The following is a 25,779-nucleotide window of genomic DNA, read 5'->3' on the forward strand; positions in this document are numbered from 1 at the left end:
GGTCGTCTGGGAAACTTGGCGCTACGCATTTTTGCTTCTTTTGTTGCGAGACAAAAGAAGGTTGGAGACAAATCCTGATTGTATAATTTAAGTTCCGGCAGGCGAATCGATTGTAAAGTGTTTGAAGAAGAAAAGGAAGGCACGACCTGGACGCTCTCGCCAGCGGAGGCCGTTATCCATGCAGTTTCCTTTTTGGATATATGATTTAAAGTTCTGTAGGACTTGACTTTAACGATTATTGTCACAAAACTTCTTCAAAAAATAAATTGCAACAAATTCCGTTACACATTATTTTTTTCAAACGAAATGTAACTCGTTGATACCGTAAAATCGGCTACGGCATTTATAATAGCGAAATTTCGCGTGGAGGTATTAATACGTCACATACCGATGTTGCGAACCATCCCGTTCAATAAGCCCATCTTTTCAATACATTTTCCTCTCTCCATTTTTCACCGACTAACTTATACAACACGATTTCGCCACCGTTGTTTCCTTTGCTGAAGCCGACGACTGCAAACCTTCGATCTGATGAATAAACCGGTTTTGAAATTTTAATCGGAAAACCGCGGTAAAGCACCTCGTTTGCATTGTAACTTTTAATTTGCTCTGTTAAAAGTTTCTTTTGTTCTTTATTCAGTGAATTAGCGACTTCTTTGATAGAATCCAGGCTTATTTTTTCGTTTTGCCGAATCAGGATCCTATTTTTAAAATCAGATTTTTTCCAAGAAGATTTTTGTTCTTTTTCCGACTGAAGTTTTAAGTCATCGAGAAGTGGTTTGTCTATGATGTGAAATTCTTCATTCACAAACGTGACATTTAAAGAGCTCATTATTTCTTTGATTTCAAACGCACTTTCTTCGATTAATAGCGGTTTGTTTTTAAGGGCAATATCCATTACACCCTGTGCGTGGGAAATTTGTGAAACCAGAAATAGAAAAATTGTCTTTACCATTGTTTTCATAATATGTTACCGCAGTTTATTAACCAGCTATAAAAAATTTCAAAAATTTCATTCGTCCGTTATTCAAAATCTTAAAAAAGTAAATATAATTCGTTTCTCCGATCTCGTTTTCATCGTCGACTTTATAGGTCGTCGCAAAATTCAATTCGACTATTCTTTCTTTTTTGTCAAAAGTCACATAAAGTTTGTAAGTGGAAGAATCGGTTTTGATTTCAGAACTTTCACTCGCGCCTTCGTCCGATAGATTTTTGGTGTTAATTTTTAAAAAGCAGTCAATGAATTGTTTCGTAAATAATTTTCCAAAACATTTATCGAAATCCGTTTCGGTGAATGGTTTTTTATCGCCCATCTTTTCAGGTACGGCATCACTGTCGGAATAGGCGAAATACCAGATCTCATTTCCATCGGTTATCGGAAATTCAAAAAATGCTTTTGTCGATGACCTGTTATTTTGGTATAAAGCGTTTCTGAATTCACGAAGATTTTCAATCCAATTTGTCGACGTGTTTGATTTAGTCTGCGCTGACGACGCTATCGAAGCTGTGACAAACAGAAAAAGAAAGAATTTGCAGTTTATCATCATGAATGTTGATTTTGGATTGCCCTCTTTCGGAGCGCGTTTTTTTGCTCGATGGAACGGTAGCACAACTTGTTATTTTTTATGCCATGGAGAGTTGAAAGAACCATGGTCGGAGGAAAGGCAGATGAGGTTTTATCTCTTTTTAAAACTTAAGATAAACGGGTTGAACCAGCAGGGTCAAAATCAGCAACGAGTAAAAGATAGCGTATCTGGTCAAATTATCACCGTCAGAAATGTCGGTTAGCTTCAAGTATAAATTGGTGAGCACAATGAAGAATATCAATCCGACGGTTACAAAGAAATGAACGTTTTTATAAAGTTTGCCTACTACTAAATTCGATCGATTGACGAACCACAAAACAGCGGCAATGGCCAATAAGACGATCGAATAGAATTCTGAAAAGAGCAAACCTAAGATGTAAAACCCGGAATTGATATTGATGTCAAAAACGGTATGGCTCAAGTCGATACGTCCAAGCACAAAAACGCAGATCGCAGCAATTACGAGATAGTAAGGTATTTTAGTTTCGTTCATTTTGCACTGATATTAAAATTGGATTGGATTGCTTTCCGTTAATTTTCGGCCGACATCCGCAGTTCGGCAAGTTGAAACGCTATCATCTTCATACGTAAAGTTAACGAAACTTGTCCCTTTGAAATCGTTTCCCGCCAATTTAAATATTCGTGGTTAGTTGCGTCATCAAAAAGCACAGGATCGAATAGTTGATTTTGTGTTCATCGTCCGTGTCCAGATGCATAGTGAAATGTAAGCCGTTTGGATCGAGGATTTTATCGATGCATACTGTTCCGATCTTTTCAGAGTTCCACAAAATCTTTACGTATTTTCTCTTATCGATCAGCCAGATCAAGTGGTATTGAGTAACCCGTATATTGTCTTGCGCCGCCCGAAAGTTTGCCGAAAAAAGAGTGTTCGATTTTAATGTAATCCGGGGTTCTAAACTTTGCTCGTGGATTTTTATGTTGAGGAAAAAGTCCGATACTTTAAGAAGGAATTTATCCTGTTGAAATATTCGTGCGATTTTTTCAGATCCGAATAGAAAATCGCGTTCCATCTGGTAAATTGCTATTCCATCCCGATAGACGTAGACGGCGCTATCTGAGTTATTCGGAAATGAAAGTTTAACTTCAACCATGATTTATTTGAGCCTGTATTCAACACCATATATAACGTCCTAATCATCGCGGCAATGTTAAAATGAGCCGCTTACCGTGTAATTTGGCCTTCCTTTAAAATTTTACTCTACAAATCTTCGACTTGCCTCGGATTGATTATATCGCTTCGCACATCTTGGCTGTCGCGGTCTTCCGGAGATTGTAATCTCTGCCGAGCGAAAACGAACTTAAGGAAAAAGCACGTTCAACTTACCTGAAACCAGCGATTGGGCAAGATGCGCTGTTACGTGAGGTTTCTATAATTTATTTTTCAAATCCATCATTCCGTGAAGGATTCTCTCAATCTCGATTTCATTATTTGAAATTACCCGAAAGAAAATAATATGCTGACCGCATTTATAACCAAATACATTTAAGGATAGAATTTCATATGGCTTCCCAAGTTGTGGATTATTTGCCAAATCCGTACAGGACGCAATGATTAAATTATAATATTTCTCGGCTTGATTTTCCGACCATTCTTCGGTTGTGTAATTCCAAATATCAATTAGATCTTCAGTTGCTCTAATTGTAAAGTGATACTTTGCCATCTACTTATTTCTCGACTTTAAAGATTCGAGAAATTTCTTTGGTTCAAAATCTTTGGCAATTCCACTGTCAATACCTTCCTGGATTGCTTTTCGTAAATTAATTACTTTGTTTTCTTCTTCTTCTAAAAGGCGCAATCCAGCGCGCACTACTTCGCTCGCATTATTAAAGCGTCCGTTAGTAACGCTGCTTTCGATAAAACTTTCAAAATGGTTACCGAGTGAAATTGATGTGTTCTTTCCCATGATTTCAAAAATATAATTGCAAGTTACCAAAAAATGGTAATCTTTGCAATTTTCGTGATTTTTGAAATCTCACATAACACGCTTATACGATTTTTCGTTGAAGATGAATATTGGAGAATATGGGTTTGTGTGGAAAATCCCAATTGACAACACTATAACCCACAGTATTTTTCTCATTACGATTTACTAAGTTTCACTAGTCGACTCGCCGTTAGGTCGCTTCAATTTGATTTTACGCTGCCCGACCGAAGATACTTTGCGTATGCGAGTCTCATTTTTTCGATTTGATCTCCTGTATTAATAAGAATAAAGCAAGGAACGCTATTACACCCGAGGCAATTGATGCATCGACATTTTTTTTGAAATTTTTTTTATCGACTTCTCCAAGACGCATTGTGTACGCAATCGATTCCTTATCCTGCAATTTAGACGCTACCCTATTGACATGCGAATTGGCGAGCTTCTCATAACTGGCGATTGTCCCCATCCGCAGCGCCATTGTGAGCAAAATCGCACTAAGAAGGACAATCGAAAAGAGGCAAACGGTTAAAATCTTTTTTGTGTTCATGTGACTTTTTTTTTCGGACGTAGTGCAATGTTCAATCGCTCAATACTGTCGCGGCGATATACCAATTGGCATTTTTATAACCGAAGGTAAGAAAGAGTATAAATTTCAAACTCGATAAATGGAAACGAATTCACCATTTTTTAGTTTCCGAAATCTATAATTTAATTGCATGTACCGCAGCAACCTAAATCGGCGACGTGTGGAATCCATGTTTCAATTGTTACGTTATCGCATATTCGAAATTATTTCAATCTAGAAAATTGACAAGTACAATAAAACTCCAAAGATGAAAAGAATGGGAGCCGAGCTGATCGTGAGCCATAATGCTTTTTTTAAACCCTGCATTTTAGCGTCAACAAATATTTCAATTGAGTTCGTGATACTCCAGATAACGACTATTCCCAAGATTATGAATCTCAGCGCGATTGAAATCTTGTCCTTCTGAAAATCGAATACGGTCGCGTAATCGGCAAAGACGGCAATGAGGAACAAGCAGCAAATTGCCAGCGAATACATTTCGAGGTTTTTATTTTTGTGAAGCTGTTTGTCCATTAGATGTCCAGTTCTTTTGCAGGAATTATTATCCATTCGCGAAGGTTCATTGTGCGCGGCGGTTGTACTCATTGCGGAACACAAAATAAAGTAAGGAAAAAGATGTGTCGATTTATAAAACAAGCAACAATATGCGCTGTTACACTTCAGTTTGACTTCAAAATCAATTAGCGTTTCCTAAAGCGATAATCCCACTTTCACTGTCTATTATTTCCTGGAAACCGGAACCGTCAATATTGAATGAATAAATGTTTTGCGAATTGGTTGCAGTTTCGATTCCTACAAAAAATACTTTTTGTCCGTCCGGAGACAGGTGCGGAGAAGCCGTTGTTGTAGTCAGAAAAATCGTAGATGGTAAAGTGACAGGGATCAATGTTTGTCCGCTTCCATCATAATTAGATGTGTAAAACCCATTTTCGGTAGCGTTTCCTTTGTAAAATACAATTTTATTCGTCTGCGCGGGTAAGGAACTGTCATCTGAATTTGAGCAGCTGATCTGGAAAACGATTCCGGCTAATACAAATAGTGCTACATAAAATGTCTTGCTAAGTAAATTTTTCATGATGTTAAAAATTTTGGTTTCTGATTAAAGGTAAAAATATTCCAGTAAAATTTGCCGGTGCTTAGTAAATGAATGTGCAGGTGAAGAAATGCAGTCGAGAAAGCATTCGATTTTTGGTCATAAAACTTTACAAGTATTAGTGCGATCTTGCAACTTTTCTCGTGAATTGTAAAAGAGTATCAGTTTCTAACGGATTGCATCGAACGTCCATCTGGAAACAAAATGTATCACAAAAACAAAACGTCCATCAGCGACGATTTTTGCGCTGCTAATGCGAAGCGTTTGAAACAACAATACAAGCGCTGCACTATCTCACGAACCTTAAAAATTATAGAAATAAAACAATAAAAGTTTCCCCTTCAAAAGCGCAAATCATGTGCGTAAATTTCCCGAAATTTAAATGTCATCCTCGAAACGCATCATCCAAAAAAACACAACATCCAACAACATTATAACACTTTCTTACAAATCCCAACAATCCCATAATCGTATCTTTACACCAACACGACAACTATGGAAAATTTAAAAAAAGCCTATATCGCCGGCGGCTGTTTCTGGGGTATGGAAGAATTGTTCAGGACACGTCCCGGCGTGACCGATACTGAAGTGGGATATCTCGGCGGCAGCAACGACAACCCAACCTACGAGAACCATCCGGGCCATGCCGAAGGAATTGAAATCACATACGATAGCAACAAAACCTCGTTCAGGGAAATCCTCGACTATTTTTTCCGCGTTCATGATCCGACGACCGTCGATCGACAAGGCAACGACCGGGGCTCGAGTTACCGTTCGGCTATTTTCATACAGGATGAGCAGGAAGAGATTGACGCGAAAGAAGTTATTTCAATCGTCGACGCATCGAATAAATGGAACGGGCCAGTCGTAACGACGTTGGAACCCTTCACGAGATTCTGGACGGCCGAAGGTTATCATCAGGATTATCTGCTCAAAAAACCCGACGGATATACGTGCCATTGGGAACGCTTCGACACGTTTTTATAGTCGGAAAAGACAATAGACAAATAAAAAAAGCCTTCCATACGGAGGGCTTTTCGTTTGTATTGAAATCTTGGATTTGACCGATTCGTTTTACCTGACTCGGCTTTATCTCTTAACTATTTTCGACGTTCGGCTCCCGTTTGAATTCTCGATCCTGATGAAATAAATCCCCGATTTCAACGCGCTCAGGTCCAGCGTATCGAAAGCCTTCACTTGCGCCTTTACTTGGAGGCGTCCCGCAATGTCGGTCACGAATACGGTATTTTGTTCGTCGGGCAATCGCAGGTTCAGCATGTCGTCGACAGGATTCGGAAACAAGACCGGAGCCGATGACGTAACGACATCTTCGCCCAGCGAGCAGTCATTGCCGACCACATAGCTGAAATACGGTGTAACCGACAACCCGCCCGCGAATGCGAACTTAACAGCCTTGTTGATTGTCGTACCCGCGGTAAGTCCCGGAATCGTAACGGTAAATGTGTTGCCTGAAACGTTTGTCATCTGAACCTCGCCGAACGGATTCTGGTTCCATAAGAAAGCGACAAGCCCGACTTTATCGGTATCGAGCAGGTCAATCGTGACTTGCACATTCGACCCTATGGTCTGGAACGAATATGTGTAGCCAACGGTAAAACTACCTTGCTGTGCAGCCGACGACGTGCCGCTACATTGTGTAAGTGCGAGCGTAGTTGCCGCGAGCGGAATCGCGTTGTTCGCCGCCTGGTTGCCTGCCTGATCATTTGCCGACACGAGAAAATTATACGTCGTATTCGGCGACAGTCCTGAAACGACGATCGATTTTTGTACGCCCGAAGCTCCTGCCGAAGACACCGACGACGCGCCGTAAGCGACCTCATAGCCCACACTTCCCGAATTGTCGGTCACATTCACCAATATTTCCACCGATGAACTTGTTACGGTCCCGATCGAAGCCGTAAAATTTGTCGGTGCCTGTGTATCGCTCGCTGTATTTTGATAGACCTTCACGTAATCGATGAGCATCGATGCCTCATCGAAATTGGCGTTCAGGTTTCCGGCTATGCCGCCGAGAGCGATATTGAGCAACAAGTACTGTTCCTTATCGAAAGGCCAGGTGCTGTCGTTCTTGACGGCGGGATTATAGGTATAATACACGACGCCGTCAAGCAAGAACGATAATTGGTAAGGCGACCAATTGAGCGAGTATACATGGTATTCGGTCGCAAGGTTTGCAGCCATCGTGCCTCCGTGGTTGACCGAATTCGCGAACGATGACGGCGTATGCAAGGTGCTCTGTACATAATCTACGGTTTGGGACGGGAAAATCCCATGTTCCATGATATCGATTTCTCCGCAGGCCGGCCAGTCGGTGGTTCCGAACGCCGACGAAAAATAACCTCCGGGCTCGTTCACGTTCTTGCCCAGCATCCAGATCGCGGGCCAGGTTCCCGAATCGACGGGAAGTTTCGCCCTGACATCGATGCGACCGTATTTGAATGCGAACTTGGAGTTCAACCGCGCCGATGTATAGGCTTTCGTGACGCCTTGGCTCGTATAGTTTTCTTTTTTGGCGACGATATGCAACAGGCCCGCATCTACGAACGAGTTGCTCTGCAAATTGGTATAGTGCTGTACTTCACCGTTGAACCAACCCGTCCCGTTTGGCAATTGCGTCTGATGGAACCAGTTCGTGGCGCTGACCGGCCCGTTCGTAGTAAAATCGTCCGACCAGACCAGATCGTTGTATACGATATCAACCTGCGCGAGGCAATTCGGGATGGTGATGAGAAATAAAGTCAGGATTAGGAATCGGGTATTTTTGAGCATGGTTCGTGGGTTTCGATTTTAATTCGGCGACTAATGGACGACGCTGCAATGTAGCGCTTTGCCCACGAAAATATTTTTATTGCGTCGCACAAAAACTGCACAGTTGGATAATCGGACTCCGGGCGACTTTTTACGAGTGTTGTGCCCGTTGAAACAGGATTGGGAGAGTCTTTGTTGTGGTAATATAAAGGTAAGGGTGCAAGGTGCAGGGTGCAGAGTTTGGGGAGTAATATGCGAGACCGTTTATAGTTTCAAAAATAGAATTGTGAAAGGAGTAACGCGCAAAGTTTAGGGAGTGTAAGCACGAATGAAAAGTTTCCTGAAAATAGAATTTGGTTGTAAAAAAGTAAGAAAATTAGTAGCTTCGCATCACGTTCTTACCGACGACAAAGTTGAGACCGCTGCATTTGTAACGTGCCATTTCACGTACAAATGTAGCTGTCGTTGGTAGGGTTCGCCAATACATATCGAAGTTTAAAAGACGCAATTGCGCAGGATCGTCGTATTGAAAACTTTTCAGTTCAAGCGTTTATCCCTTTGTGATGCCATTGCGTTTTTAGAAAGCGTATGGTAATTTACTTGTGAGGCATTTTCGAGCCATCTCGCTGAGATGTTTTTGAACTGGGTAATTGTCAGCCCCGTGACTTTTTTGAATTGCTTTGAAAGGTGTCCCGAACTGCTATAATGTAGCCTGTCGCAAATTTCCTTTATAGTCATTTCGCCGGCCGTTATCATCTGCTTTACTTTTTCAATGCGCATCAGTAATGTAAATTTTTCAATGGTCACCAATGTCTCCGTTACAAACATTGACGCGATGTGTGTATAGGAACACCCGAATTCATCACACAACACACTTGACAGTGTCTTTCGCGGTGGTTTCTCAGATTCGATCTCCTGGACAATTATATCCTTGACTCGTTGTACGAAGCATTTGTTCGGCTTCTCGAGAATCTCTAACCCATATCGCTGCAATGCGAGGCTTAATTCCCTCTGGTCGTCAGGATTTGGTTTGCTTGCAAGTTCAGGCACGCCATATTCATCTTCCTTATAATTTATGCCTAAAAGGTCCAATTGATCTTTTAAGATACGCGCACGTAAGACAGACTGGTCGAAGTAAAATCTAACTTTCATGTTTATGCCAAAAAAAAATAGCAAAAATTACAGTTATGTAAGTTCCACTATTTATTGATATTCCTGCCGCTCCTATTTTATAGGAACTCTAATTTACGACTTCACGATTTGAGATGTTTCGATTTTGGCGGGAGATTAACTTTAGTCCACGAATTCACAATATTTTTTAAACAACATTATTTGTTCGGTGAATTTTCGGCTATAGATATTAAACAGTATTTATAATTGAGTTGCGCCATGATGCAACGCCATGCAATTCATCTATTCTTCTTTAAGACCGTAGGCAACGCCTTATTATTCGTTATGTTAATAAGAATTTTAAGGTTCGCAGCCTGCGAGCTGCAACCTCTTTGCGGAGCATCATGGTAATAGTTTGTGAATTTTACCATGGTAAATCAATTAAATATAATTATCCGACCAACCTATCGTGCGACCTTTGATGTCTGATTCAAGTACTATGAAGGCGATACTATTTACATTGGCAATGCTTTTCGGATGGACAGCGATGTCGGCTCAGGTCGATACATTGGTGACGAAAACCACAGGACAAAATGCGCAACCTGAGCGGACCTCAAAATCTGAAAAGCTCAAAGAGGACAGCGTTGCAAATATTAAGAAAATCAAGTCGAATGCTGCTTTGAGATCGTCTAAAAAATCCCGTGTTACTGTCAAGCGAGATACGACTTCATCGTCGACTTTGGATGAGCCCGGAACAAATTTTAATTCCGAAAATACAAAACGCATCAAACAGCCGCAAAATCCGATGCCTGCAAAAAGTCCAGAAAATTGATTTGAACTGAAATAGGTAAGAGGCAAATTTTTAGCCGCAAAAAAAAAGGCTTGCAGGATGGCGCCTGCAAGCCCAATTCTAAAATGTGTTTGTTACGGATAACGTAGCAAAAATACCGTTATTTTACTTCGCTCTTAAAAGTTTAACAACGAGATTCCAAAACTTTATTGTTAAAACGCCTGCGCTTTCACGAGTGCTTTTTCCATATCGATTCCTTTCCCGATTGTCCCGGCAAATAGATCGCCAACCTCTCGTACTCGCGACACGACATTCGTAATCGTAAAATCCCTCATCGTAAGTCCAAGTTTGACCTCGTCCCAATGGAGCGGCATCGAGACCGTCGCGCCGACTTTCGGTCGAAGCGAATAGGGCCCGGCAATTGTGGCTCCGGGACGATTCTGCAAAAAGTCGAGATACATCTTGCCATCGCGATTCTTTATTTGCCTTTCCATACTCGTAAACTCACTGAGTTGATTGTGAATAAGGGTAACGATCAGCTTGGCAAACATTTGCGACTGGTCGTACGAGTATTTACCGCCCAGCGGAATGTAAATGTGCATGCCGGTGGATCCTGATGTTTTGGGATAACCCGGGATTCCGAGACTGTCGAGGATTTTCTTTACTTCCTGTGCCACTTGTATCACTTGGTTGAACGTGTTTTTGTCTGGGTCGAGATCGATCACGCAATAGTCAGGATTGTCAGGATGTTGTACGGTACTGAACCATGGGTTTACCTCGATACAACCCAAAGATGCCATCCATAGTAAAGTGTCTAGGTCATCACCAACCAGATATTCTTTATCCTCGCCGTCGCTTGTAGTATATGGAAAGGTTTTGGCCCAATCCGGCGCCTTTCCTTTTACGTCTTTTTGATAGAAGCTCATGCCGTGTATCCCACTTGGAAAACGGTTGAGCGAAAGCGGCCTGTCTTTAAGGTATGGAAGTATGTAGTCGGCTATCTGATAGTAGTAATTGAACATGTCGCGTTTCGTGAACCCATCTTCAGGCCAATACACTTTGCTCAGGTTCGTAAATTTGAGATCGTGTCCAATGATTTTTTTGACCTGCGTTTCTTCGTTGGGATTCAACAAGGTTTGGCGACCGCCATTTTTTGGTGCTTTGAGCAAATCGTTTTTTGGCGACGTTGATTTGTGTTTTGTCTCAACGATTTCTTGGGTTTCCGTCGCCGTTTCCATCACGACATCTTTTGCTTTTTTATCGGTTCTCATGCCTTCGAACGAGGGATGCCTGAAAACGCCATCAGACGTAACCTCGGTGAAACTTACCTCACATATAAGTTCAGGTTTTAGCCAGGTTGCGGTAGCCCTGGGAGGGTTCGGATTGAAACGTGACGGTTTGTTGATGTCGGGTTCCGTCAGGAACGGATTCGTTTTGATGACGAGAGGCTTGAACTTCTCCATCATTTCCTTTTGGGTTTTCGCATTGAAGCCTGTTCCGACCTTACCCACGTATTTCAGTTTTCCTTCTTCATATACACCAAGCAACAGCGAGCTAAACGTTTTGGCGCTGCCTTCGTTTTTGGTAAAGCCTCCGATCACCACTTCCTGGCGTTGGTTTGCTTTTATCTTGAGCCATGCCTTTGATCGGCTGTCGGGCGAATAAACGGAATCGGATCTTTTCGCCATTATCCCTTCAAGGCCCATTTTCTTTGCCGCCTCGAAAAAGTCGAGTCCGTTTGCCGTAAACACTTTGCTCAATCGAATACGGTCGTCGTTCGTGGGCAAAATTTCTTTGAGGATCGCCTGTCTTTCCAGGAGCGGCAAGCCTGTGATTTCTTTACCTTCATACCAAAGCAAATCGAAAGCATAATATACAAGGTCACCGTCGGCCTCGCTTCTCCAATTCTGGAGTGCGCTAAAGTTGGCTTTACCGTCTTTCCCGATCACCAATAGTTCACCATCGAGAATTGCGTTGATCGTCCATTGCTTCATCGCATTCACGATTGGATAATATTTCTCAGTAAATGATTTGTTGTTGCGCGAAGAAAGCTCCGCATTTTGGTTGTTTATGTACGCTATCGCGCGGTAACCGTCCCATTTTACTTCGTACGTCCAGGCCGGATCGTCGAAAGGCTCGTTTGCCAGTGTGGCTAGCATCGGCTTGATTTGGTTTGGAATTTTTGATGGTTTGCCTTTCTTTAAAAGGGCGTCGGCTTGAAGCAACAACTCCTTTGTAGGTTCCTCGTCATGCTTTACTGCTTCTTTTATTTTCCGTTGTCTGGAGACTAGCTTTGACGAAGGCTCCGACTTTTCGAAATCGGCCGCGACCTGGTCTAAAGTTTTTCCTGAAATGACCGATTTGCCTTTCTTGGTTATATCGTCGATCGATGCGTATTTGTCTTCGAGCTTCATAAGCAGCCAACCGTTCTCGCCCCGGCCATGGGCTTTGATCAATGCGAATTCGCCCTTCAGTTTTTTGCCTTTAAGCCTAAATTTGATTTTGCCACTATGCAACCCATGCAGCAACTGCTTGTCCTGCTCTTTCTTGGTTGTCGCGTCTGATTCTATGGGTTCGTACGTTCCTTCGTCCCAAACGATGACCGTTCCTCCGCCGTATTGCCCTTTCGGGATTATGCCTTCAAAGTTTCGATAGTCGTACGGATGATCCTCTACCATCATAGCAAGGCGCTTGATGTCAGTATCGGTCGACGGTCCTTTCGGTACGGCCCAACTTTTAAGCACGCCTTCCATTTCTAATCGAAAGTCATAGTGCAGATGCGACGCAGCGTGTTTCTGGATTACAAAACGCAAAACATCCTTATCGCCTTTACCTCCGAACGGCTCGGGCGTTAAAGATGCATTTCGTATTTCCTTATACTTTTCGAGTGCCATTATGTCGTTGCAAACTACTTCTTTTTGTTCTTCAGATAGTCAGTAAGCACCTTTCTGTCGTTTGATCCTGTCGCGCGAATTGCGCCTGCGACTGCTTGTCCGCTTACGCCAAGTTTGTCTTTGAAGTACTGGATTTCATAATTTTCAGAACCGTTTACTTTGTTGCGGTCTGGTTTTCCTGTTTTCGTTTTGCTATCGGCCATGATATAAGGTTTTTAATGTTGTAATGTCCTAAATTAAAAAATGTGCAAGCCATGCGCGTTGCGATTTACCGTGGCAATTTTGTATGATTTTTAAAGTTGTGACCATGCTGTTTTTAGAATTAGAGTCAAAATCACGATAGCGTTAGTCAGGTGTGACACAAATCTGAAGGAATTTGTGTTGTTATAACAATCGTTGCAAATTTTATTATTGACCATAATAAGAATTATCCTTACCTTAAGTATCCTGAAAAATAAAACGTGGACAAGCCCAGCTATTTAAATTTCAACAACGACGATTATGCGTGGAAACCCGGTGTAAACTATCGCGAGCATCCCGAATTGTACAAGGTCGGAAAAGGCGAGCAGGGTGTTTTAATTTGCGAACCGTATAAATCTGAGATCGGGCAGTTTTGGAGATTCAAGGATGTCGTTGTCGCCACCGGGAGCAGCACAAAAATTCTAAAACTGTTCGATGAATATTTGTCGAATGATGATTTCGTCGGAGCGGATATGGCGCGGAAATATTTACAGATGGGCTTTACACGCGCGCGCCGATACGCAAACTACAAAGGAGGGAAAAAATATAAAAAAGAAGAGAATTATTCCTTGATGGAACGCGGCACAGGCGATCCCGAAAAGGCACGCTCGGCAGCAATCTTTTACGACGCGTGGCAAAAAGCGGAATCAGACGAGAAATACACAAAGTTAAAAATGGATTGGAAGCACAGGTATGGCTGACATCAAAAACCACATGGCGATCGTCGAATCGAACACCGATCCAATGTATGAGTCGACATTGTTATTCAAACATGCATTGTGTAGCCGACCACGCGAAAGAAGCACCGGCCGTAAACAAAAAGTGAGCGACGAACAGTTGGGCATAGTATCCCAAATAGTCAATCTTGGGCTTTTCAGGCGAGAGGCGAAACGCGACCATCCAACTTAGAATGCCCGCGATTCCCGCAAATGTGCCCATTATCAATGTATTCGCAACAGTCACGCCTTGGGAAATCCATATCGGCAGGAAGCAAAGCGTAAAAATGATTCCCGTTGCATAGTGAAGCGCCCATCCCAACAAGTTTTTAAGGCGATCGGAAACGGTGATGTTTAACCGTTGTATGATATATCCCAGCAAGGCAGGTTCGCGATACATTTGTCCGAATGATTCTGATATCATGTAACTGAAAGACGTCATGACGCATGTGCCGATGAACGATGAGACGATAAGGTGCAGCAATTCCATCACAAGATTCTTTGTGGGCAAATTTCCTCCAATTCCGTTTAAAATTCCTTACATCGGACGAATCGAACTTTGTACGTTTTGATTCCCGCGAGAACTATACGACGCGCAAAAGCTCCAGCGTTTTGATGTCGGCCATCCCATCGAAATACCTATCTAGGACTTGCTGGAAAACGTTCGATGAATTCGGAACGTTTGCAAAAAGCGTCATGGACGATCGAAGTTTTAGGTCGTCAGGGTAACCAAAGATGTCGGCAGCCGATAGCCCGTCCAAACTCAACAGCTCACTCGATACTTGAACAAGGTGATCGCCCAAAATGGGATGCGCGTAATATTTCTGGGCTTCCTCAAGATTTTTTATCGCATAAAAACGCGCCGTCTCACTTTTACCAAGCCCATCGATTTGTGGAAATATAAACCACATCCAGTGCGATTCTTTTTTTCCGGATCTGATTTCTTTTAGGGCGGTGAGATAAAGTTGATTTTGGGCGTCGAGGAATTTTTGGAGGTGTGGCATCTTAGTTTTTTAGCGCGGTAAAAATACGAGTTTTTAAATAATAAGTTGCGTATTAACTAAGAAAGCCCGTCGCGGCGGGCTTTCAAATATATTAGATGCATAAGCTTATAACCACGGATCCATCACGACTTTCACGCATCCGTCTTCTTTCTTTTTGAAAATGTCATATCCATGCGCGACCTGAGAAAGCGGCAATCGGTGCGTGATGATATCGTCCAGTTCGACCTGGCCTGACACGACATATTCCAATAACTTGTCGATATGCTTTTGGGCCGGAGCCTGTCCGCCTTTTATGATCAGGCCTTTGTCAAAGAATTGCCCGATGGGGAAATTGTCGTACGTCGTCGGATAGACGCCCAAAACTGAAACGATTCCGCCGCGGCGCACGGCACTCATACACGCTTCCAAAACTTTTACCGAACCTTTTTCAAGATTGATGACGGCTTTCGCGCGATCGAGCAAACCCCGATCGGGTTCAAAACCGACTGCATCGATGCAGACATCGGCGCCGCGCCCTTGCGTCATATCGCGTATCTGGGCGACGACGTCTTTGGGCCCGTCTTCCCATAAGATCGTTTCACTTCGAGTCGTAAGTCCTGCCTTCTCCAATCGGTAGGGGAGCGTGTCGATCACGATTACGCGGCCCGCTCCTCGTAACCAGGCACTTTTTGCGGCCATCAGCCCGACAGGTCCCGCACCGAAAATCGCAACGGTTTCTCCGCCGTTCACGTTGCCCCAATCCACGCCCGTATAGCCTGTCGGGAAAATGTCGGTGAGGAATAAGACTTGCTCGTCGGTAAGGTTCTCGGGCACGACGCGAGGCCCGAAGTTGGCATACGGCACTCTGACATATTGCGCTTGTCCGCCGTCATAACCGCCGTATAGATCGGTGTATCCGAACAGCGCGCCGCCTTTCTCGGTGAGCAAGCCGCCTTCAGGGCCGTAATTTTCGGGGTTGCTGTGTTCGCAATGGCCGGGGAGTTCGTGGTTGCAGAAAAAGCAATGCCCGCAGGCGATGGGAAACGGCACGACGACTCTGTCGCCACGTTTGAGATTGGTCACTCCTCTGCCGACTTCTTCAACGATTCCCATGAATTCGTGTCCCAGGACCATCGGTCGCGGTTGCGGGATTCCACCCGAGTAGATATGCAGGTCGGAACCGCAAATCGCGGTCGAGGTTACTCTTATGATTACGTCGTCCTGCTCTTTGAGGATCGGATCGTCGACCGTGTCGTATTGGATAGAACCCGGGCCATGAATGACTGCTGCTTTCATATTGTGTTGTATTAGAAGTTACATGAGTTTTATTTGGGTGAGAATTTCGCCATCGACGATGCGAACGATTGCGCGTCCCTGGCATATTCTTTTTTGTAATAATCAAGGAGTTCCGCCTTCGTCGTCTTTTCTTTCTTGCCGTGACCTTCCCAAAGCACGCCCAGAGTAGAATAGGCGGGAACGGTCACACCCAACGAACAGAAGAAGTTCGCAATATTTCCTGTTATGTGTTCGGCACCATCGCGGTCGCCCGTAATGATCATGCCGCCGAATTTGCCCTCGAGCGGAGATGGCTTGCCGTTTTGGATGATGTCGTAGACCTCGTCAAGGCGCTCGATAATGCGTTGCAGTTCTGAGGAATGACTGTTCCACCAGATTGGCGTCGCGAATAAAATAATGTCTGCGTCGAGGATTTTGCTGTAAATCCCGGGCCAGTCGTCAGGCTCTTGCAGTTTCGTATAAATTCCGGTTCCGATTGTATGTTGGGCAAGTCGGACGATTTCATTCGTGATTCCTTTCTTCTCCAGATAGCCATTTAGGAACTCGACCAAAGTGAGCGTATTCGATTTCCCTGTGGGTTTCAACGTGCCTAAAAGTGTAATTGCATTCATCGTGTGAAAAAATTGAATCGTGAAATTACCATTCCTGAAAGGCAACTCTTTTACAAGAACTATCAAAACCGTTATACGATATAAAAGTAATGCACAGGATTTTAACATAGGCCGTTTTAAATGGTAGCAAGATTTTGACTTTATGTGTAAAGCGCGAGTATGCGATAAAAAGTAAATTCAATCTTAGTTAAACGATCGGAAACTTAAAATCGAAAAACCATGTCAGATAAGAATTTTGCACTCATCACGGGTGCCACGAGCGGAATAGGTTACGAACTCGCAAAGTTGTTCGCCCACGATAAATACAATTTGATAATAATTGCAAGAAGCCAGGACGAACTTGACGCGAAAGCACGCGAATTTGAGTCAATGGGAGTCGAGGTAGTAACGATCGCCAAAGATTTGTTCAGCCGCGACGAAGCGATGCAAGTCATTGAACAAATCAAAAGCAGCGGAATCCAAGTCGATGTGCTCGTTAACAATGCAGGCCAGGGCGTTTACGGCTTATTCAAGGACAATGATATCGAACGTGAATTGTCGATAATAGACCTCAATATCGCTTCGACCGTAATCCTTACGAAGCATTTCGTAAAAGAGATGACGGCGAGAAACAGCGGTAAAATACTCAATCTTGCGTCGATTGCCAGCACGGTTCCCGGTCCGTGGCAAGCGGTTTACCACGGCACGAAGGCATTCGTTTTGTCGTTCACCGAAGCCTTGCGATCAGAACTCGCCGACACTGACATTACTGTTACGGCGTTATTGCCGGGAGTTACCGACACCGACTTCTTCAACAAGGCCGATATGCAACAAAGCAAGGCGATACAGGATAAAGACGCGATGGCCGATCCTGCCGATGTGGCCAAAGACGGATACGAGGCGCTGATGGCGGGCAAAGATAAATTGATCTCAGGATTCAAAAATAAAGTGCAGGTCGCGATGGGTAACATAACGCCCGACACCGTTTTGGCCGACCAATTGAAGAAACAGCAGGAACCTGTCGATAACAAATAACGTGATGACAATGGCTTCCAAACCTATTTCTGCAAGACAACACGGCTTTTGCGATTGGGGATTTGCCGCAGCATTGTTCTTTTTACCACGATTGATGGGCGTGAACCATAAAGCCAAGACGTTTTACGACATCATGGGAGGCAACGTGGTCGCGATAAACGGCACAACAGACCACGGCGTCGGGTTCCGGCGGTTGATTTCGGTCAAAACGCATGAGAAACTCGACATAGTCAATCTGTCGATTTTATATGGAATGTTCGCTGCCAGGATGATAAGGAAAGACAAAAGCGCGCTCGCGTTTCACTTCGGGCTTACGGCACTCGCGACGCTCCATGTTTTAAACACCGATTACAATTCTAATTTAAATCCAAATACTATGACACGAGACGACAAAGAGCGCGACCTTGAAAATCCGGGCCGCCAAACGGACCAACCTTACAATGAGGACGACAAACGCGAACAATCGGAAAATGTTGGCGATGACCTCGAAAGCGATGACGATAATCTCGACGACGGCAGCGGAGCAACTGAAAGAGCCGAATAAACGACATCACATCATGGGAACACGACAAGTAAACAAAGACCGCAAGAATTTCAGCACCGACGAGCAGAAAATGGGTCGCGAGGATTTGGACGACCGCAAGCTCGACCGACCGTTCAACGAATTGAAAGACGATGAGAAGCGCGACGGAAAGACGGCTTCAAAATCAAGTGAAACTATTGCCGACAGCTCGGCAAACAACAATCTTAAAAAGTAATGAAACCATAAAAATCAAGATCATGAAAAAAGCCTTCTTTTTGCTAAGCGCATTGCTTTGCGTAGGAATCGCATCGGCCCAGACCGATACGACAACGACTTCGAAAACCTCGAAATCGAAAATGGAAAAATCGAAGAGTACGTCTTCGAAGAATAAGAAGAAATCCGGTTCGACCACGACGACACCTTCTACGAACAGCACAGATCGCAGGACAAACTCGACAGGCTCGCAACCAACAACTACTCCCGGCACGACCACTCCAAGTACTTCCAAATCATCTCCGACTCCCACAGGAAGTGGTGGAACGCCAACCAAGTAATCCAAATCCCCGGCCGTGTCGGGATTTTTTTGCGATAAATATAACAGTCGGGTTGACCCGATAAAAAAAGGTACACTAGTGCGCTCAAATTGTGTAACGCGAAACGTGTATTCATTTTGTTACTTCACCCGTTAATAATCAGCACAAATCATGAAACAACAAGATACCCGAGTAAACCATCAGAACGACAAGCAGCAGGATCTGACGCTCAACAAATCCGACGCTAACGGAAAGGCCATGACTACTGATCACGGCGTTCGTATCAACGACGACAACAATTGGCTCAAGGCCGGCGAACGTGGTCCGTCGCTTTTGGAAGATTTTATCATGCGCGAGAAAATCACGCACTTCGATCATGAACGCATTCCTGAAAGGATCGTACATGCACGCGGCTCAGGCGCCCACGGATTTTTCGAAGTGACCAACCCGATTCCGCAGTTTACGAAAGCCAATTTCCTGCAACAGGCGCGCGAGAAGACGCCTGTGTTCGTGAGATTCTCAACTGTCGCAGGCTCGCGCGGCTCGACCGATCTTGCTCGCGACGTACGCGGATTCGCTGTTAAATTCTATACACAGGAGGGAAATTTTGACCTCGTCGGGAACAACATTCCGGTATTCTTCATACAGGATGCGGCCAAGTTCCCCGACTTGATCCACGCGGTGAAACCCGAGCCACACAATGAAATTCCACAGGCGGCATCGGCCCACGATACATTTTGGGACTTTATCTCATTGATGCCCGAATCGATGCACATGGTGATGTGGACCATGAGTGACCGCGCCATTCCACGGAGTTACCGAATGATGGAAGGATTCGGCGTCCATACGTTTAGGTTGATCAACGACCAAGGTGAATCTCATTTCGTAAAATTCCATTGGAAACCGAAACTGGGCACGCATGCCGTTGTTTGGGATGAAGCGCAAAAGATATCGGGTAAGAATCCTGACTTTCACCGCGAGGATTTGTGGGAGGCGATCGACACGGGGAATTTCCCTGAATGGGAACTGGGTGTCCAGGTCATACCCGATGCCGACGAACACAATTTCGATTTCGACCTGCTCGACCCGACCAAGTTGATTCCTGAAGAATTGGTTCCCGTAACTATCGTCGGACGCATGGTACTGAACCGCAACCCCGATAATTTCTTTGCCGAGACGGAACAGATAGCGTTTCATCCGGGACATATCGTTCCCGGAATCGATTTCACGAACGACCCGCTATTACAAGGACGTCTGTTTTCGTATACCGACACACAACTTTCAAGGCTTGGCGGCCCGAATTTCCACGAAATCCCGATCAACCGTCCCGTCGCACCCGTGCACAATAACCAACGCGACGGTATCGCACGACACGAGATTAATACGGGCCGCGTGAGTTATCACCCCAATTCGCTTGGCGGCGGATGTCCATACCAGGCGATGGTTGCCGAAGGCGGCTTCACGAGTTTCAATGAACGCATCGACGCCGTGAAGGTACGTTCGCGCAGTGAGAGTTTCTCGGATCATTTCAGCCAGGCGCGGCTTTTCTACATCAGCCAGACCGAGGTGGAGCAAAAACACATCATTCGGGCGTTGCGGTTCGAACTCGGAAAAGTAAAGACCACTGCGATCCGCGTCAGGATGTTGGGACTGTTGTCTCAGATCGATGATTCACTCGCCCAGGAAGTCGCGAAAGGCCTTGGATTACCCGTTCCGCCGAAACCCGAGACGCCTATGAACCATGGTGTTTCGCCCGACAGTGATCCAAATGCACAAGAGCCGAAGCCGGTCGATACATCGCTTGCCCCTTCGGACGCACTCAGCATGATCAAAAACCCGACGATTTCACCCACGATCGCTTCGAGGAAAGTAGCGATCCTTTGCGCCGATGGAACGAACGAAGAAAGCGTAGCCGCGGTAAAGCTGGCGCTTTTGAAGGCGGATGCCAAAGGTTGTATCATTGCGCCTCATATGGGATTCATCACGACTGACCAGGGCGGGCAGGTTCCGGTTGATTTCAGTTTCCTGACTTCTTCGTCGGTGTTGTTCGATGCGATATACATTCCGGGCGGTTCGGGATTGGTAGAACTAGCCGAAAACGGAGATGTGATGGAGTTCATTGAAGATGCGTACAAGCATTGTAAAGTGATCGCCGCGGAATCTGAAGGCGTCGAACTGATTGCGGGCACGAAATTCGCCTCTAAAAATGAAAACGCCGATGATACGGGCTTGTTGCTCGAAACCGAACCCGACCTGGCACAATTCGCACAACGCTTCACTGAAGCGATGGGCGCGCACCGAATCTGGGAGCGCGAAGCAATTCTTTAATTTAAAAATACGATTATGAACAATTCAAATCCTAAAATAGTAGCCGCGGCGGCAGATGCTGCGCAAGAACTGAAAACACTTTTCGTCGATAGCCTGAAAGACATTTACTGGGCTGAAAATGCCTTGCTTAAAGCGTTGCCCAAAATGGCCGACAATGCGTCTTCGCCGAATTTGGCCTCAATCATAAAAGACCATTTTACGCAAACCCAAAATCAAGTAGCGCGTCTCGAAAAGGTGTTCGAGCTGATTGGCGAAAAAGCCGAAGGGAAAAAATGTGAGGCCATGGCTGGTTTGGTCAAGGAAGGCGACGGCATCCTCGAGGAAACCGCTTATGGACCGGTTCGCGACGCGGGCATCATCTCGGCCTCACAAAAAATCGAGCATTATGAGATTGCCACCTATGGCACGCTCTGCGCATTCGCGAAGACGTTGGGAGAGAACGATGCCGCAAAACTGCTGATGCAAACATTGGCCGAAGAAAAACAAGCCGATATGCTGTTGAGCGATGTAGCTTACAACGCGATTAACTTCGATGCCGCTGAAGAGCTCGAATCGGGGTCCGCGAATAAACCGCTATCGAAAAAATAAATTTTAATTCACAAGCCCTTACTAAAGGGCTTTTTTTATACCGGGAGGCTGTGACAAACTTTTCTGCGAAAAATTTTTGTCACCAAATGTGTTGCACCTTTTTATTTTGAGTTTGGTTGTCACAGCAACTATCCAAGAAACACGGATATAAGTTCAATCGACGTAAACGGCTATCGTCTTAAAAAATTATGCACGCACTTCCTTCAATCTTACAATGCGAAAAGCTGGTTTGGTATTTAACTTTAGGATACGAACTTACAAATCATATTAACTAAAGAATACCGTCATGAAAGATGTAAAAATCCTTATCGGAGCGAGCCTTTTGTCACTAATTACGCTCGCATCGTGCAGATATACGCACGTCGACCCATCTGAAAATGAAGAAAGCAACCCGTCAGTTCCCGCACAGGAACCGGCACACGCCAAGCGGACGGAATCGGCTACGATTTCCCAAAATGACACGATCGATACTAAAAGCAGCAACCCGAAGGGTGACGTCAAACCGCACACTACGGGAACTGCGCCTGATAAGTAAGACGTGCGATTGTCATGTAAACGACACTTGAAAAAATTTGAGGCTTTGCGTCGCGTTGACCGCACGAATGCCTCGCAGTACTCAGACGAATCGACAAGGGAAGCACAGATTTGCATCGCAGGGTGCTTTCGTGGGTGACTGAATGTTTGAACTGGATTGACAATATTCCGAATGATAACTAGTTGGATTTTGTAACAGATTATATCATAATAAAAATTTTACAACCACTGAAAAACATCATATAACGATGAACATTTGTTAATTCCGAAATTTGGGTAAGTTGAAACGCCATGAGAAAACTACTTAAAAATAACGGATTGTCGCTCTTCTTTTTGTCGGCTTTCGTGGTTTCGATGTTGGGTCAGATATGGTTCGGATTCGAGGAATACAACAAGGAACTTATCGAAGACGGTGGCCAAAAAGTCACGTTGGTTTCGTACCTGACCTCGGGACATTTCCTGCAATCGACGTTTGAGAATTGGGAAAGCGAATTCCTGCAAATGGCATTATTCGTATTGGTCACGATAGTGCTTCAGCAAAAAGGCTCGTCTGAATCGAAAGACTTCGACAAACAAGAAGAAGTTGATCGCGAGCCTTCGCCGAATCGAAAAAATGCGCCATGGCCCGTCAAAAGAGGAGGATGGATGCTCTCAATCTACAACCATTCATTGACCATCGCACTCACACTGCTTTTCATAGCCGCGTTCGGCCTTCACTTTTACGGCAGTTTGAAAGATGAAAATGTGCGATTGGCACTTAAAGGCGAATCTCTTGAAAACGTGTCCGACTATATTTCAGACTCACGGTTCTGGTTCGAATCGTTCCAGAACTGGCAGAGCGAATTCCTTTCAGTGTTTGCGATCATCGTACTGTCGATATTTCTTAGGCAGAAAGGTTCGCCCCAATCAAAACCCGTCGACGCACCCAATTTTGAAACCGGAGAATAATTCGATATGCCTTCAAAACAAGTAATCGACTGCAGCAAATTGTTGGCTGCCCAAAAATTTAAAATAGCATTCGCGGAAAGCGCGACTGCGGGCCGAATGTGTGCCGAATTTGCGATGACGCCGAATTCGGGAGACATACTGCTGGGTGGGTTGACGTGTTACGACATGTGCGTCAAGGAAGGAATTTTGAAGATTCGGAGGGCGCTTTTTGAGAAATTCACACCCGAATCGAGCGAGATCACGGCCCTCATGGCCAAATCAGTAAAGAAATTGTTAGATGCCGATATTGTAGTCGCAGTGACCGGACTCACGGCACCGGGCGGAAGCGAGACTGAAGAAAAGCCCGTGGGCACGATGTTTCTTCACATCATCACACCTTTCGGGGAGGTGCCGCATTCAGAATGGTTTGACGGTGAGGCAGAAGCAGTCGTTTTGCGAACAATCGATAAAGCGGCTGAATTAATAACCACTAATATCAAAACCCACCAAAAGAAAAAATAATGATTACGACCGTTACGCCATGGGCTGCAACCGCTCAAAACGATATAGACGGAAGCGACGTACTTTATCAAAAAAAAGTCGGCGGTTACGATTTTCAATTTTACAACACAGGAGATTCTATTTGGGTTACGGTAACGTGGCCGAGTGCAGCGAGATTCGCGTTTCGTTTGGCTTTCGGCATGAACAGTAATTTTGATGATGTGGAATTTCTCGATAGCTGTCAAGATGTCGTGATCAACGCTGACACGCGCCTTGCGGCCTATGCTATCGAAGTCCAATTTCCGGATGCTGGGCAACCGATATTCCGATACACGACGAAATTCACGGTAAAGTTCCCGATATTGATCCCGTTCTGGCCTCGCGATATTTTACCGCTTACCGATAACGGTCGAATAGAGAACACCACTGGCGCGATTCATGCGCACCAGGAAGGCGGTAGGTCGGGACAAATGTTCTTTAGTATGACGACACCTAAGGAAGCTACGGTTTTCTATATGCAGAACCTCACGGCCATGGGTGAGTATTGCGACACTTCGAAGACCGACGTACTCGATTCGGTCGGAGGCAAATGGCCTGAGATCGGATTTCAATTTCCCGTGAACAAGGAGCAACCGATTCCCGCCGATGTCGAATTCATAATTTCAGATGCGTTTGTCGTACTCGATGAATCCGTGCCGCGCGACGATATTCAAACCACTTGTATGTTTCTCGATTATCTTGCGAAGGTTTATCTGTTACTGCCGCGTCCCGAAACCGTTTCGCACGATTGGCCCGAGATAGCCGAGAAGGTTGCCGCCGACTTGCTCCACAACAAGGGGTGCTGGACCCAGACCTTTGGGGTGCCGTACCTGAATGCATATGTAGGCGATTACAAGACGCCGTCGGAGATCATGGTGCAGTTAGCCGTTAAACTCCCGCTTCAGGAATATCTGGAATGGAAAGGCGAAAGCCACCAACTGTTCGATGACCTGAATTCGGGGCTGGAGCATTTTTACGACGAGCGCGTGAAGTCGATCGTGCGATGGCATCCGGCGCTTGAGGATGAACTCGACAATTCCGAGGAACAAAAGCGCGCCATGGTCATGGATTCATGGTATCTGCACCATCCGCTTATGAACCTCGCGCGCATGGGTTTGAAAGGAAAAGAGGAAGACGGGAAATTGTTTTTCGATTCTATCGACTTCGCAATCCGCGTTGCACATCATTTCGACTACGAATGGCCGGTGTTTTATAAAATGACGACGCTTGAAGTCTTGAAAGCCGAAACGAAACCAGGAAAAGGCGGCGAGTTCGACGTCGCGGGCTCTTACGCGCATGTGATGATGCTCGCCTACAAGCTTTCGGGCGAGCAGAAATATCTCAACGAGGCTAAGAAAGCCGTCAAAAAACTCGAAGGGCTCGGCTTCGGAATTTTCTATCAGGCGAACAACACCGCATTCTCGGCGGGCGTGTTGCTCGATCTGTATCTTGAGACGAATGATAAGAAGTACCTGCAATTGAGTTACAGTTGCCTCGCTGCAATCTTTAGGAATGTGCGACTTTGGGATTGTAAGTATGGCTTCGGAAAAAATATCCCCGATTTTTTTGCGGTTTTCCCGTTGAACGACGCACCTTACACGGCGGCGTACGAGGAGTTGGAAGTCTACGCCGCGCTGTCGGAATACCTGATCCGCGCGAAGGATGTTGACCTGATGCCCGCGCTCAAAATCCTAATCCCCGAGTTCATCAAGTACGCGATTACCCGATTGCCGTATTACTATCCCGCGATGCTGCCCGCCGCAATGATTTCAGCCGACGTCAAGACCGGCGAAATCCAAAGAGATCTTGCCGTGCCGCTCGAGGATATGCAGGACGGCTGGCACAAAAGCGGGAAAGTAGGACAGGAAGTGTACGGTTCGGGTTTGCCGTTCGCCGTCGTTCCGCGACAGTATTTCAAGACCAAGGCGGGATTTATGATTTTTGTGGACTATCCCGTAACCCACGTACGAAACGGTGAAAACGCGTTCAAGTTTACAATCGTCGGCAGCGAATCGCTCCAATGCTCGGTAGAGCTCATGCACGTTCCGCACAAGGTCGCCGCGACATTGACAATCGAATCGATGCAATATCGCAAATACGAAAGTGTGGAAAGCAAATCCAAAAAGAAGTTCGCGATTCCAGGAAACACTACCGTTCGGATCAGTTGGTAGT

The 25,779-nt window shown here is 45.1% G+C and carries 27 protein-coding genes; 14 read left to right on the top strand and 13 right to left on the bottom strand.

From position 1 onward, the window contains the following. Positions 1–409: 409 nt before the first annotated feature. Positions 410–964 carry a hypothetical protein gene (locus EOO50_RS10220; protein ID WP_290839802.1) on the bottom strand — a complete coding sequence of 185 codons (555 nt, stop codon included), beginning with the start codon at positions 962–964 and terminating at the stop codon, positions 410–412. Positions 965–1,467: 503 nt separating this feature from the next. Here EOO50_RS10220 and EOO50_RS10225 point away from each other — a divergent pair. Then, a complete protein-coding gene (locus EOO50_RS10225; RefSeq protein ID WP_290839804.1) occupies positions 1,468–1,788 on the top strand; it encodes a hypothetical protein in 321 nt (106 codons plus the stop codon). A 1,186-nt stretch (positions 1,789–2,974) separates the two neighbouring features. On the opposite strand, the gene EOO50_RS10230 is transcribed toward EOO50_RS10225, so the two are convergent. The 4 genes from EOO50_RS10230 to EOO50_RS10245 all read right to left on the bottom strand — a co-directional run bounded on the left by EOO50_RS10230 (position 2,975) and on the right by EOO50_RS10245 (position 5,193). Then, positions 2,975–3,268 (bottom strand): type II toxin-antitoxin system RelE/ParE family toxin, encoded by a 294-nt coding sequence (locus EOO50_RS10230; protein ID WP_290839806.1) that lies wholly within the window; start codon positions 3,266–3,268, stop codon positions 2,975–2,977. Then, positions 3,269–3,511 (bottom strand): type II toxin-antitoxin system ParD family antitoxin, encoded by a 243-nt coding sequence (locus EOO50_RS10235; protein ID WP_290839808.1) that lies wholly within the window; start codon positions 3,509–3,511, stop codon positions 3,269–3,271. 271 nt (positions 3,512–3,782) lie between these two features. After that, positions 3,783–4,079 (bottom strand): hypothetical protein, encoded by a 297-nt coding sequence (locus tag EOO50_RS10240; RefSeq protein ID WP_290839809.1) that lies wholly within the window; start codon positions 4,077–4,079, stop codon positions 3,783–3,785. Between the two features lie 715 nt (positions 4,080–4,794). Further along, complete coding sequence (locus EOO50_RS10245; protein ID WP_290839810.1) at positions 4,795–5,193, bottom strand: hypothetical protein; 399 nt, start codon at positions 5,191–5,193, stop codon at positions 4,795–4,797. Between the two features lie 513 nt (positions 5,194–5,706). On the opposite strand from EOO50_RS10245, the gene msrA reads away from it, so the two are divergent. Beyond that, positions 5,707–6,198, top strand: a complete 492-nt coding sequence (msrA, locus tag EOO50_RS10250) for a peptide-methionine (S)-S-oxide reductase MsrA (protein ID WP_290839811.1) — start codon at positions 5,707–5,709, stop codon at positions 6,196–6,198. A 102-nt stretch (positions 6,199–6,300) separates the two neighbouring features. On the opposite strand, the gene EOO50_RS10255 is transcribed toward msrA, so the two are convergent. Together EOO50_RS10255 and EOO50_RS10260 are read right to left on the bottom strand one after the other, a co-directional pair. After that, on the bottom strand, positions 6,301–8,001 hold the full coding sequence (locus tag EOO50_RS10255; RefSeq protein WP_290839813.1) for a family 16 glycosylhydrolase: 1,701 nt from the start codon (positions 7,999–8,001) through the stop codon (positions 6,301–6,303). A 516-nt stretch (positions 8,002–8,517) separates the two neighbouring features. Next, on the bottom strand, positions 8,518–9,132 hold the full coding sequence (locus EOO50_RS10260; RefSeq protein ID WP_290839814.1) for an AraC family transcriptional regulator: 615 nt from the start codon (positions 9,130–9,132) through the stop codon (positions 8,518–8,520). A 457-nt stretch (positions 9,133–9,589) separates the two neighbouring features. Here EOO50_RS10260 and EOO50_RS10265 point away from each other — a divergent pair, with 457 nt between their 5' ends. Beyond that, positions 9,590–9,922 (top strand): hypothetical protein, encoded by a 333-nt coding sequence (locus EOO50_RS10265; protein ID WP_290839816.1) that lies wholly within the window; start codon positions 9,590–9,592, stop codon positions 9,920–9,922. 170 nt (positions 9,923–10,092) lie between these two features. Here EOO50_RS10265 and ligD read toward each other — a convergent pair whose 3' ends face one another. Beyond that, positions 10,093–12,774: a DNA ligase D gene (gene ligD, locus EOO50_RS10270; protein ID WP_290839817.1), complete on the bottom strand. Its 2,682-nt coding sequence runs from the start codon at positions 12,772–12,774 to the stop codon at positions 10,093–10,095. Between the two features lie 14 nt (positions 12,775–12,788). After that, the gene (locus tag EOO50_RS10275; RefSeq protein WP_290839819.1) at positions 12,789–12,977 is read right to left on the bottom strand and encodes a DUF3606 domain-containing protein; all 189 of its coding nucleotides are present in this window, start codon (positions 12,975–12,977) and stop codon (positions 12,789–12,791) included. A 258-nt stretch (positions 12,978–13,235) separates the two neighbouring features. On the opposite strand from EOO50_RS10275, the gene EOO50_RS10280 reads away from it, so the two are divergent. Next, complete coding sequence (locus EOO50_RS10280; RefSeq protein WP_290839821.1) at positions 13,236–13,715, top strand: DUF4385 family protein; 480 nt, start codon at positions 13,236–13,238, stop codon at positions 13,713–13,715. A gap of 61 nt (positions 13,716–13,776) precedes the next feature. On the opposite strand, the gene EOO50_RS10285 is transcribed toward EOO50_RS10280, so the two are convergent. The 4 genes from EOO50_RS10285 to EOO50_RS10300 form a co-directional block, all read right to left on the bottom strand. Continuing rightward, on the bottom strand, positions 13,777–14,220 hold the full coding sequence (locus EOO50_RS10285; protein ID WP_290839823.1) for a hypothetical protein: 444 nt from the start codon (positions 14,218–14,220) through the stop codon (positions 13,777–13,779). Positions 14,221–14,314: 94 nt separating this feature from the next. Next, positions 14,315–14,734: a DUF1810 domain-containing protein gene (locus tag EOO50_RS10290; protein WP_290839825.1), complete on the bottom strand. Its 420-nt coding sequence runs from the start codon at positions 14,732–14,734 to the stop codon at positions 14,315–14,317. A gap of 105 nt (positions 14,735–14,839) precedes the next feature. Further along, entirely contained in the window at positions 14,840–16,009 is a 1,170-nt protein-coding gene (locus EOO50_RS10295; RefSeq protein ID WP_290839827.1) for a zinc-dependent alcohol dehydrogenase, read from the bottom strand. A gap of 29 nt (positions 16,010–16,038) precedes the next feature. Further along, complete coding sequence (locus EOO50_RS10300; protein WP_290839830.1) at positions 16,039–16,620, bottom strand: NAD(P)H-dependent oxidoreductase; 582 nt, start codon at positions 16,618–16,620, stop codon at positions 16,039–16,041. A gap of 219 nt (positions 16,621–16,839) precedes the next feature. Between EOO50_RS10300 and EOO50_RS10305 the strand changes: the two genes are divergently transcribed. The 10 genes from EOO50_RS10305 to EOO50_RS10350 all read left to right on the top strand — a co-directional run bounded on the left by EOO50_RS10305 (position 16,840) and on the right by EOO50_RS10350 (position 25,778). Further along, positions 16,840–17,634, top strand: coding sequence for an SDR family oxidoreductase (locus EOO50_RS10305; RefSeq protein ID WP_290839834.1), 795 nt, complete (start codon positions 16,840–16,842; stop codon positions 17,632–17,634). 10 nt (positions 17,635–17,644) lie between these two features. Further along, entirely contained in the window at positions 17,645–18,178 is a 534-nt protein-coding gene (locus EOO50_RS10310; RefSeq protein WP_290839836.1) for a hypothetical protein, read from the top strand. 13 nt (positions 18,179–18,191) lie between these two features. Then, on the top strand, positions 18,192–18,392 hold the full coding sequence (locus tag EOO50_RS10315) for a hypothetical protein (protein ID WP_290839838.1): 201 nt from the start codon (positions 18,192–18,194) through the stop codon (positions 18,390–18,392). Positions 18,393–18,414: 22 nt separating this feature from the next. Continuing rightward, positions 18,415–18,711: a hypothetical protein gene (locus tag EOO50_RS10320; RefSeq protein WP_290839840.1), complete on the top strand. Its 297-nt coding sequence runs from the start codon at positions 18,415–18,417 to the stop codon at positions 18,709–18,711. A 150-nt stretch (positions 18,712–18,861) separates the two neighbouring features. Beyond that, positions 18,862–21,018: a catalase gene (locus EOO50_RS10325; protein WP_290839842.1), complete on the top strand. Its 2,157-nt coding sequence runs from the start codon at positions 18,862–18,864 to the stop codon at positions 21,016–21,018. Between the two features lie 15 nt (positions 21,019–21,033). Next, the gene (locus EOO50_RS10330) at positions 21,034–21,606 is read left to right on the top strand and encodes a ferritin-like domain-containing protein (protein WP_290839844.1); all 573 of its coding nucleotides are present in this window, start codon (positions 21,034–21,036) and stop codon (positions 21,604–21,606) included. A 286-nt stretch (positions 21,607–21,892) separates the two neighbouring features. Then, entirely contained in the window at positions 21,893–22,141 is a 249-nt protein-coding gene (locus EOO50_RS10335) for a hypothetical protein (RefSeq protein ID WP_290839845.1), read from the top strand. Between the two features lie 290 nt (positions 22,142–22,431). Continuing rightward, entirely contained in the window at positions 22,432–23,088 is a 657-nt protein-coding gene (locus EOO50_RS10340; protein WP_290839846.1) for a DUF6766 family protein, read from the top strand. Between the two features lie 6 nt (positions 23,089–23,094). After that, complete coding sequence (locus EOO50_RS10345) at positions 23,095–23,589, top strand: CinA family protein (protein WP_290839848.1); 495 nt, start codon at positions 23,095–23,097, stop codon at positions 23,587–23,589. Next, positions 23,589–25,778, top strand: a complete 2,190-nt coding sequence (locus EOO50_RS10350) for a hypothetical protein (RefSeq protein ID WP_290839850.1) — start codon at positions 23,589–23,591, stop codon at positions 25,776–25,778. The genes EOO50_RS10345 and EOO50_RS10350 overlap by 1 nt, the downstream gene beginning before the upstream one ends. The last annotated feature ends 1 nt before the right edge of the window (position 25,779 follow it).

The sequence above is a fragment of the Flavobacterium sp. genome, assembly GCF_004211145.1.
In the GTDB taxonomy this organism is placed as follows: domain Bacteria; phylum Bacteroidota; class Bacteroidia; order Flavobacteriales; family Flavobacteriaceae; genus Flavobacterium.

What these genes read in the sequence shown, in the direction of transcription:
- EOO50_RS10220 (WP_290839802.1), bottom strand. Translation starts at nt 964, where the DNA reads ATGAAAACAATGGTAAAGACAATTTTTCTATTTCTGGTTTCACAAATT.
- EOO50_RS10230 (WP_290839806.1), bottom strand. Translation starts at nt 3,268, where the DNA reads ATGGCAAAGTATCACTTTACAATTAGAGCAACTGAAGATCTAATTGAT.
- EOO50_RS10235 (WP_290839808.1), bottom strand. Translation starts at nt 3,511, where the DNA reads ATGGGAAAGAACACATCAATTTCACTCGGTAACCATTTTGAAAGTTTT.
- EOO50_RS10240 (WP_290839809.1), bottom strand. Translation starts at nt 4,079, where the DNA reads ATGAACACAAAAAAGATTTTAACCGTTTGCCTCTTTTCGATTGTCCTT.
- EOO50_RS10245 (WP_290839810.1), bottom strand. Translation starts at nt 5,193, where the DNA reads ATGAAAAATTTACTTAGCAAGACATTTTATGTAGCACTATTTGTATTA.
- msrA (WP_290839811.1), top strand. Translation starts at nt 5,707, where the DNA reads ATGGAAAATTTAAAAAAAGCCTATATCGCCGGCGGCTGTTTCTGGGGT.
- EOO50_RS10255 (WP_290839813.1), bottom strand. Translation starts at nt 8,001, where the DNA reads ATGCTCAAAAATACCCGATTCCTAATCCTGACTTTATTTCTCATCACC.
- EOO50_RS10260 (WP_290839814.1), bottom strand. Translation starts at nt 9,132, where the DNA reads ATGAAAGTTAGATTTTACTTCGACCAGTCTGTCTTACGTGCGCGTATC.
- EOO50_RS10265 (WP_290839816.1), top strand. Translation starts at nt 9,590, where the DNA reads ATGAAGGCGATACTATTTACATTGGCAATGCTTTTCGGATGGACAGCG.
- ligD (WP_290839817.1), bottom strand. Translation starts at nt 12,774, where the DNA reads ATGGCACTCGAAAAGTATAAGGAAATACGAAATGCATCTTTAACGCCC.
- EOO50_RS10275 (WP_290839819.1), bottom strand. Translation starts at nt 12,977, where the DNA reads ATGGCCGATAGCAAAACGAAAACAGGAAAACCAGACCGCAACAAAGTA.
- EOO50_RS10285 (WP_290839823.1), bottom strand. Translation starts at nt 14,220, where the DNA reads ATGGAATTGCTGCACCTTATCGTCTCATCGTTCATCGGCACATGCGTC.
- EOO50_RS10290 (WP_290839825.1), bottom strand. Translation starts at nt 14,734, where the DNA reads ATGCCACACCTCCAAAAATTCCTCGACGCCCAAAATCAACTTTATCTC.
- EOO50_RS10295 (WP_290839827.1), bottom strand. Translation starts at nt 16,009, where the DNA reads ATGAAAGCAGCAGTCATTCATGGCCCGGGTTCTATCCAATACGACACG.
- EOO50_RS10300 (WP_290839830.1), bottom strand. Translation starts at nt 16,620, where the DNA reads ATGAATGCAATTACACTTTTAGGCACGTTGAAACCCACAGGGAAATCG.
- EOO50_RS10305 (WP_290839834.1), top strand. Translation starts at nt 16,840, where the DNA reads ATGTCAGATAAGAATTTTGCACTCATCACGGGTGCCACGAGCGGAATA.
- EOO50_RS10310 (WP_290839836.1), top strand. Translation starts at nt 17,645, where the DNA reads ATGGCTTCCAAACCTATTTCTGCAAGACAACACGGCTTTTGCGATTGG.
- EOO50_RS10315 (WP_290839838.1), top strand. Translation starts at nt 18,192, where the DNA reads ATGGGAACACGACAAGTAAACAAAGACCGCAAGAATTTCAGCACCGAC.
- EOO50_RS10320 (WP_290839840.1), top strand. Translation starts at nt 18,415, where the DNA reads ATGAAAAAAGCCTTCTTTTTGCTAAGCGCATTGCTTTGCGTAGGAATC.
- EOO50_RS10325 (WP_290839842.1), top strand. Translation starts at nt 18,862, where the DNA reads ATGAAACAACAAGATACCCGAGTAAACCATCAGAACGACAAGCAGCAG.
- EOO50_RS10330 (WP_290839844.1), top strand. Translation starts at nt 21,034, where the DNA reads ATGAACAATTCAAATCCTAAAATAGTAGCCGCGGCGGCAGATGCTGCG.
- EOO50_RS10335 (WP_290839845.1), top strand. Translation starts at nt 21,893, where the DNA reads ATGAAAGATGTAAAAATCCTTATCGGAGCGAGCCTTTTGTCACTAATT.
- EOO50_RS10340 (WP_290839846.1), top strand. Translation starts at nt 22,432, where the DNA reads ATGAGAAAACTACTTAAAAATAACGGATTGTCGCTCTTCTTTTTGTCG.
- EOO50_RS10345 (WP_290839848.1), top strand. Translation starts at nt 23,095, where the DNA reads ATGCCTTCAAAACAAGTAATCGACTGCAGCAAATTGTTGGCTGCCCAA.
- EOO50_RS10350 (WP_290839850.1), top strand. Translation starts at nt 23,589, where the DNA reads ATGATTACGACCGTTACGCCATGGGCTGCAACCGCTCAAAACGATATA.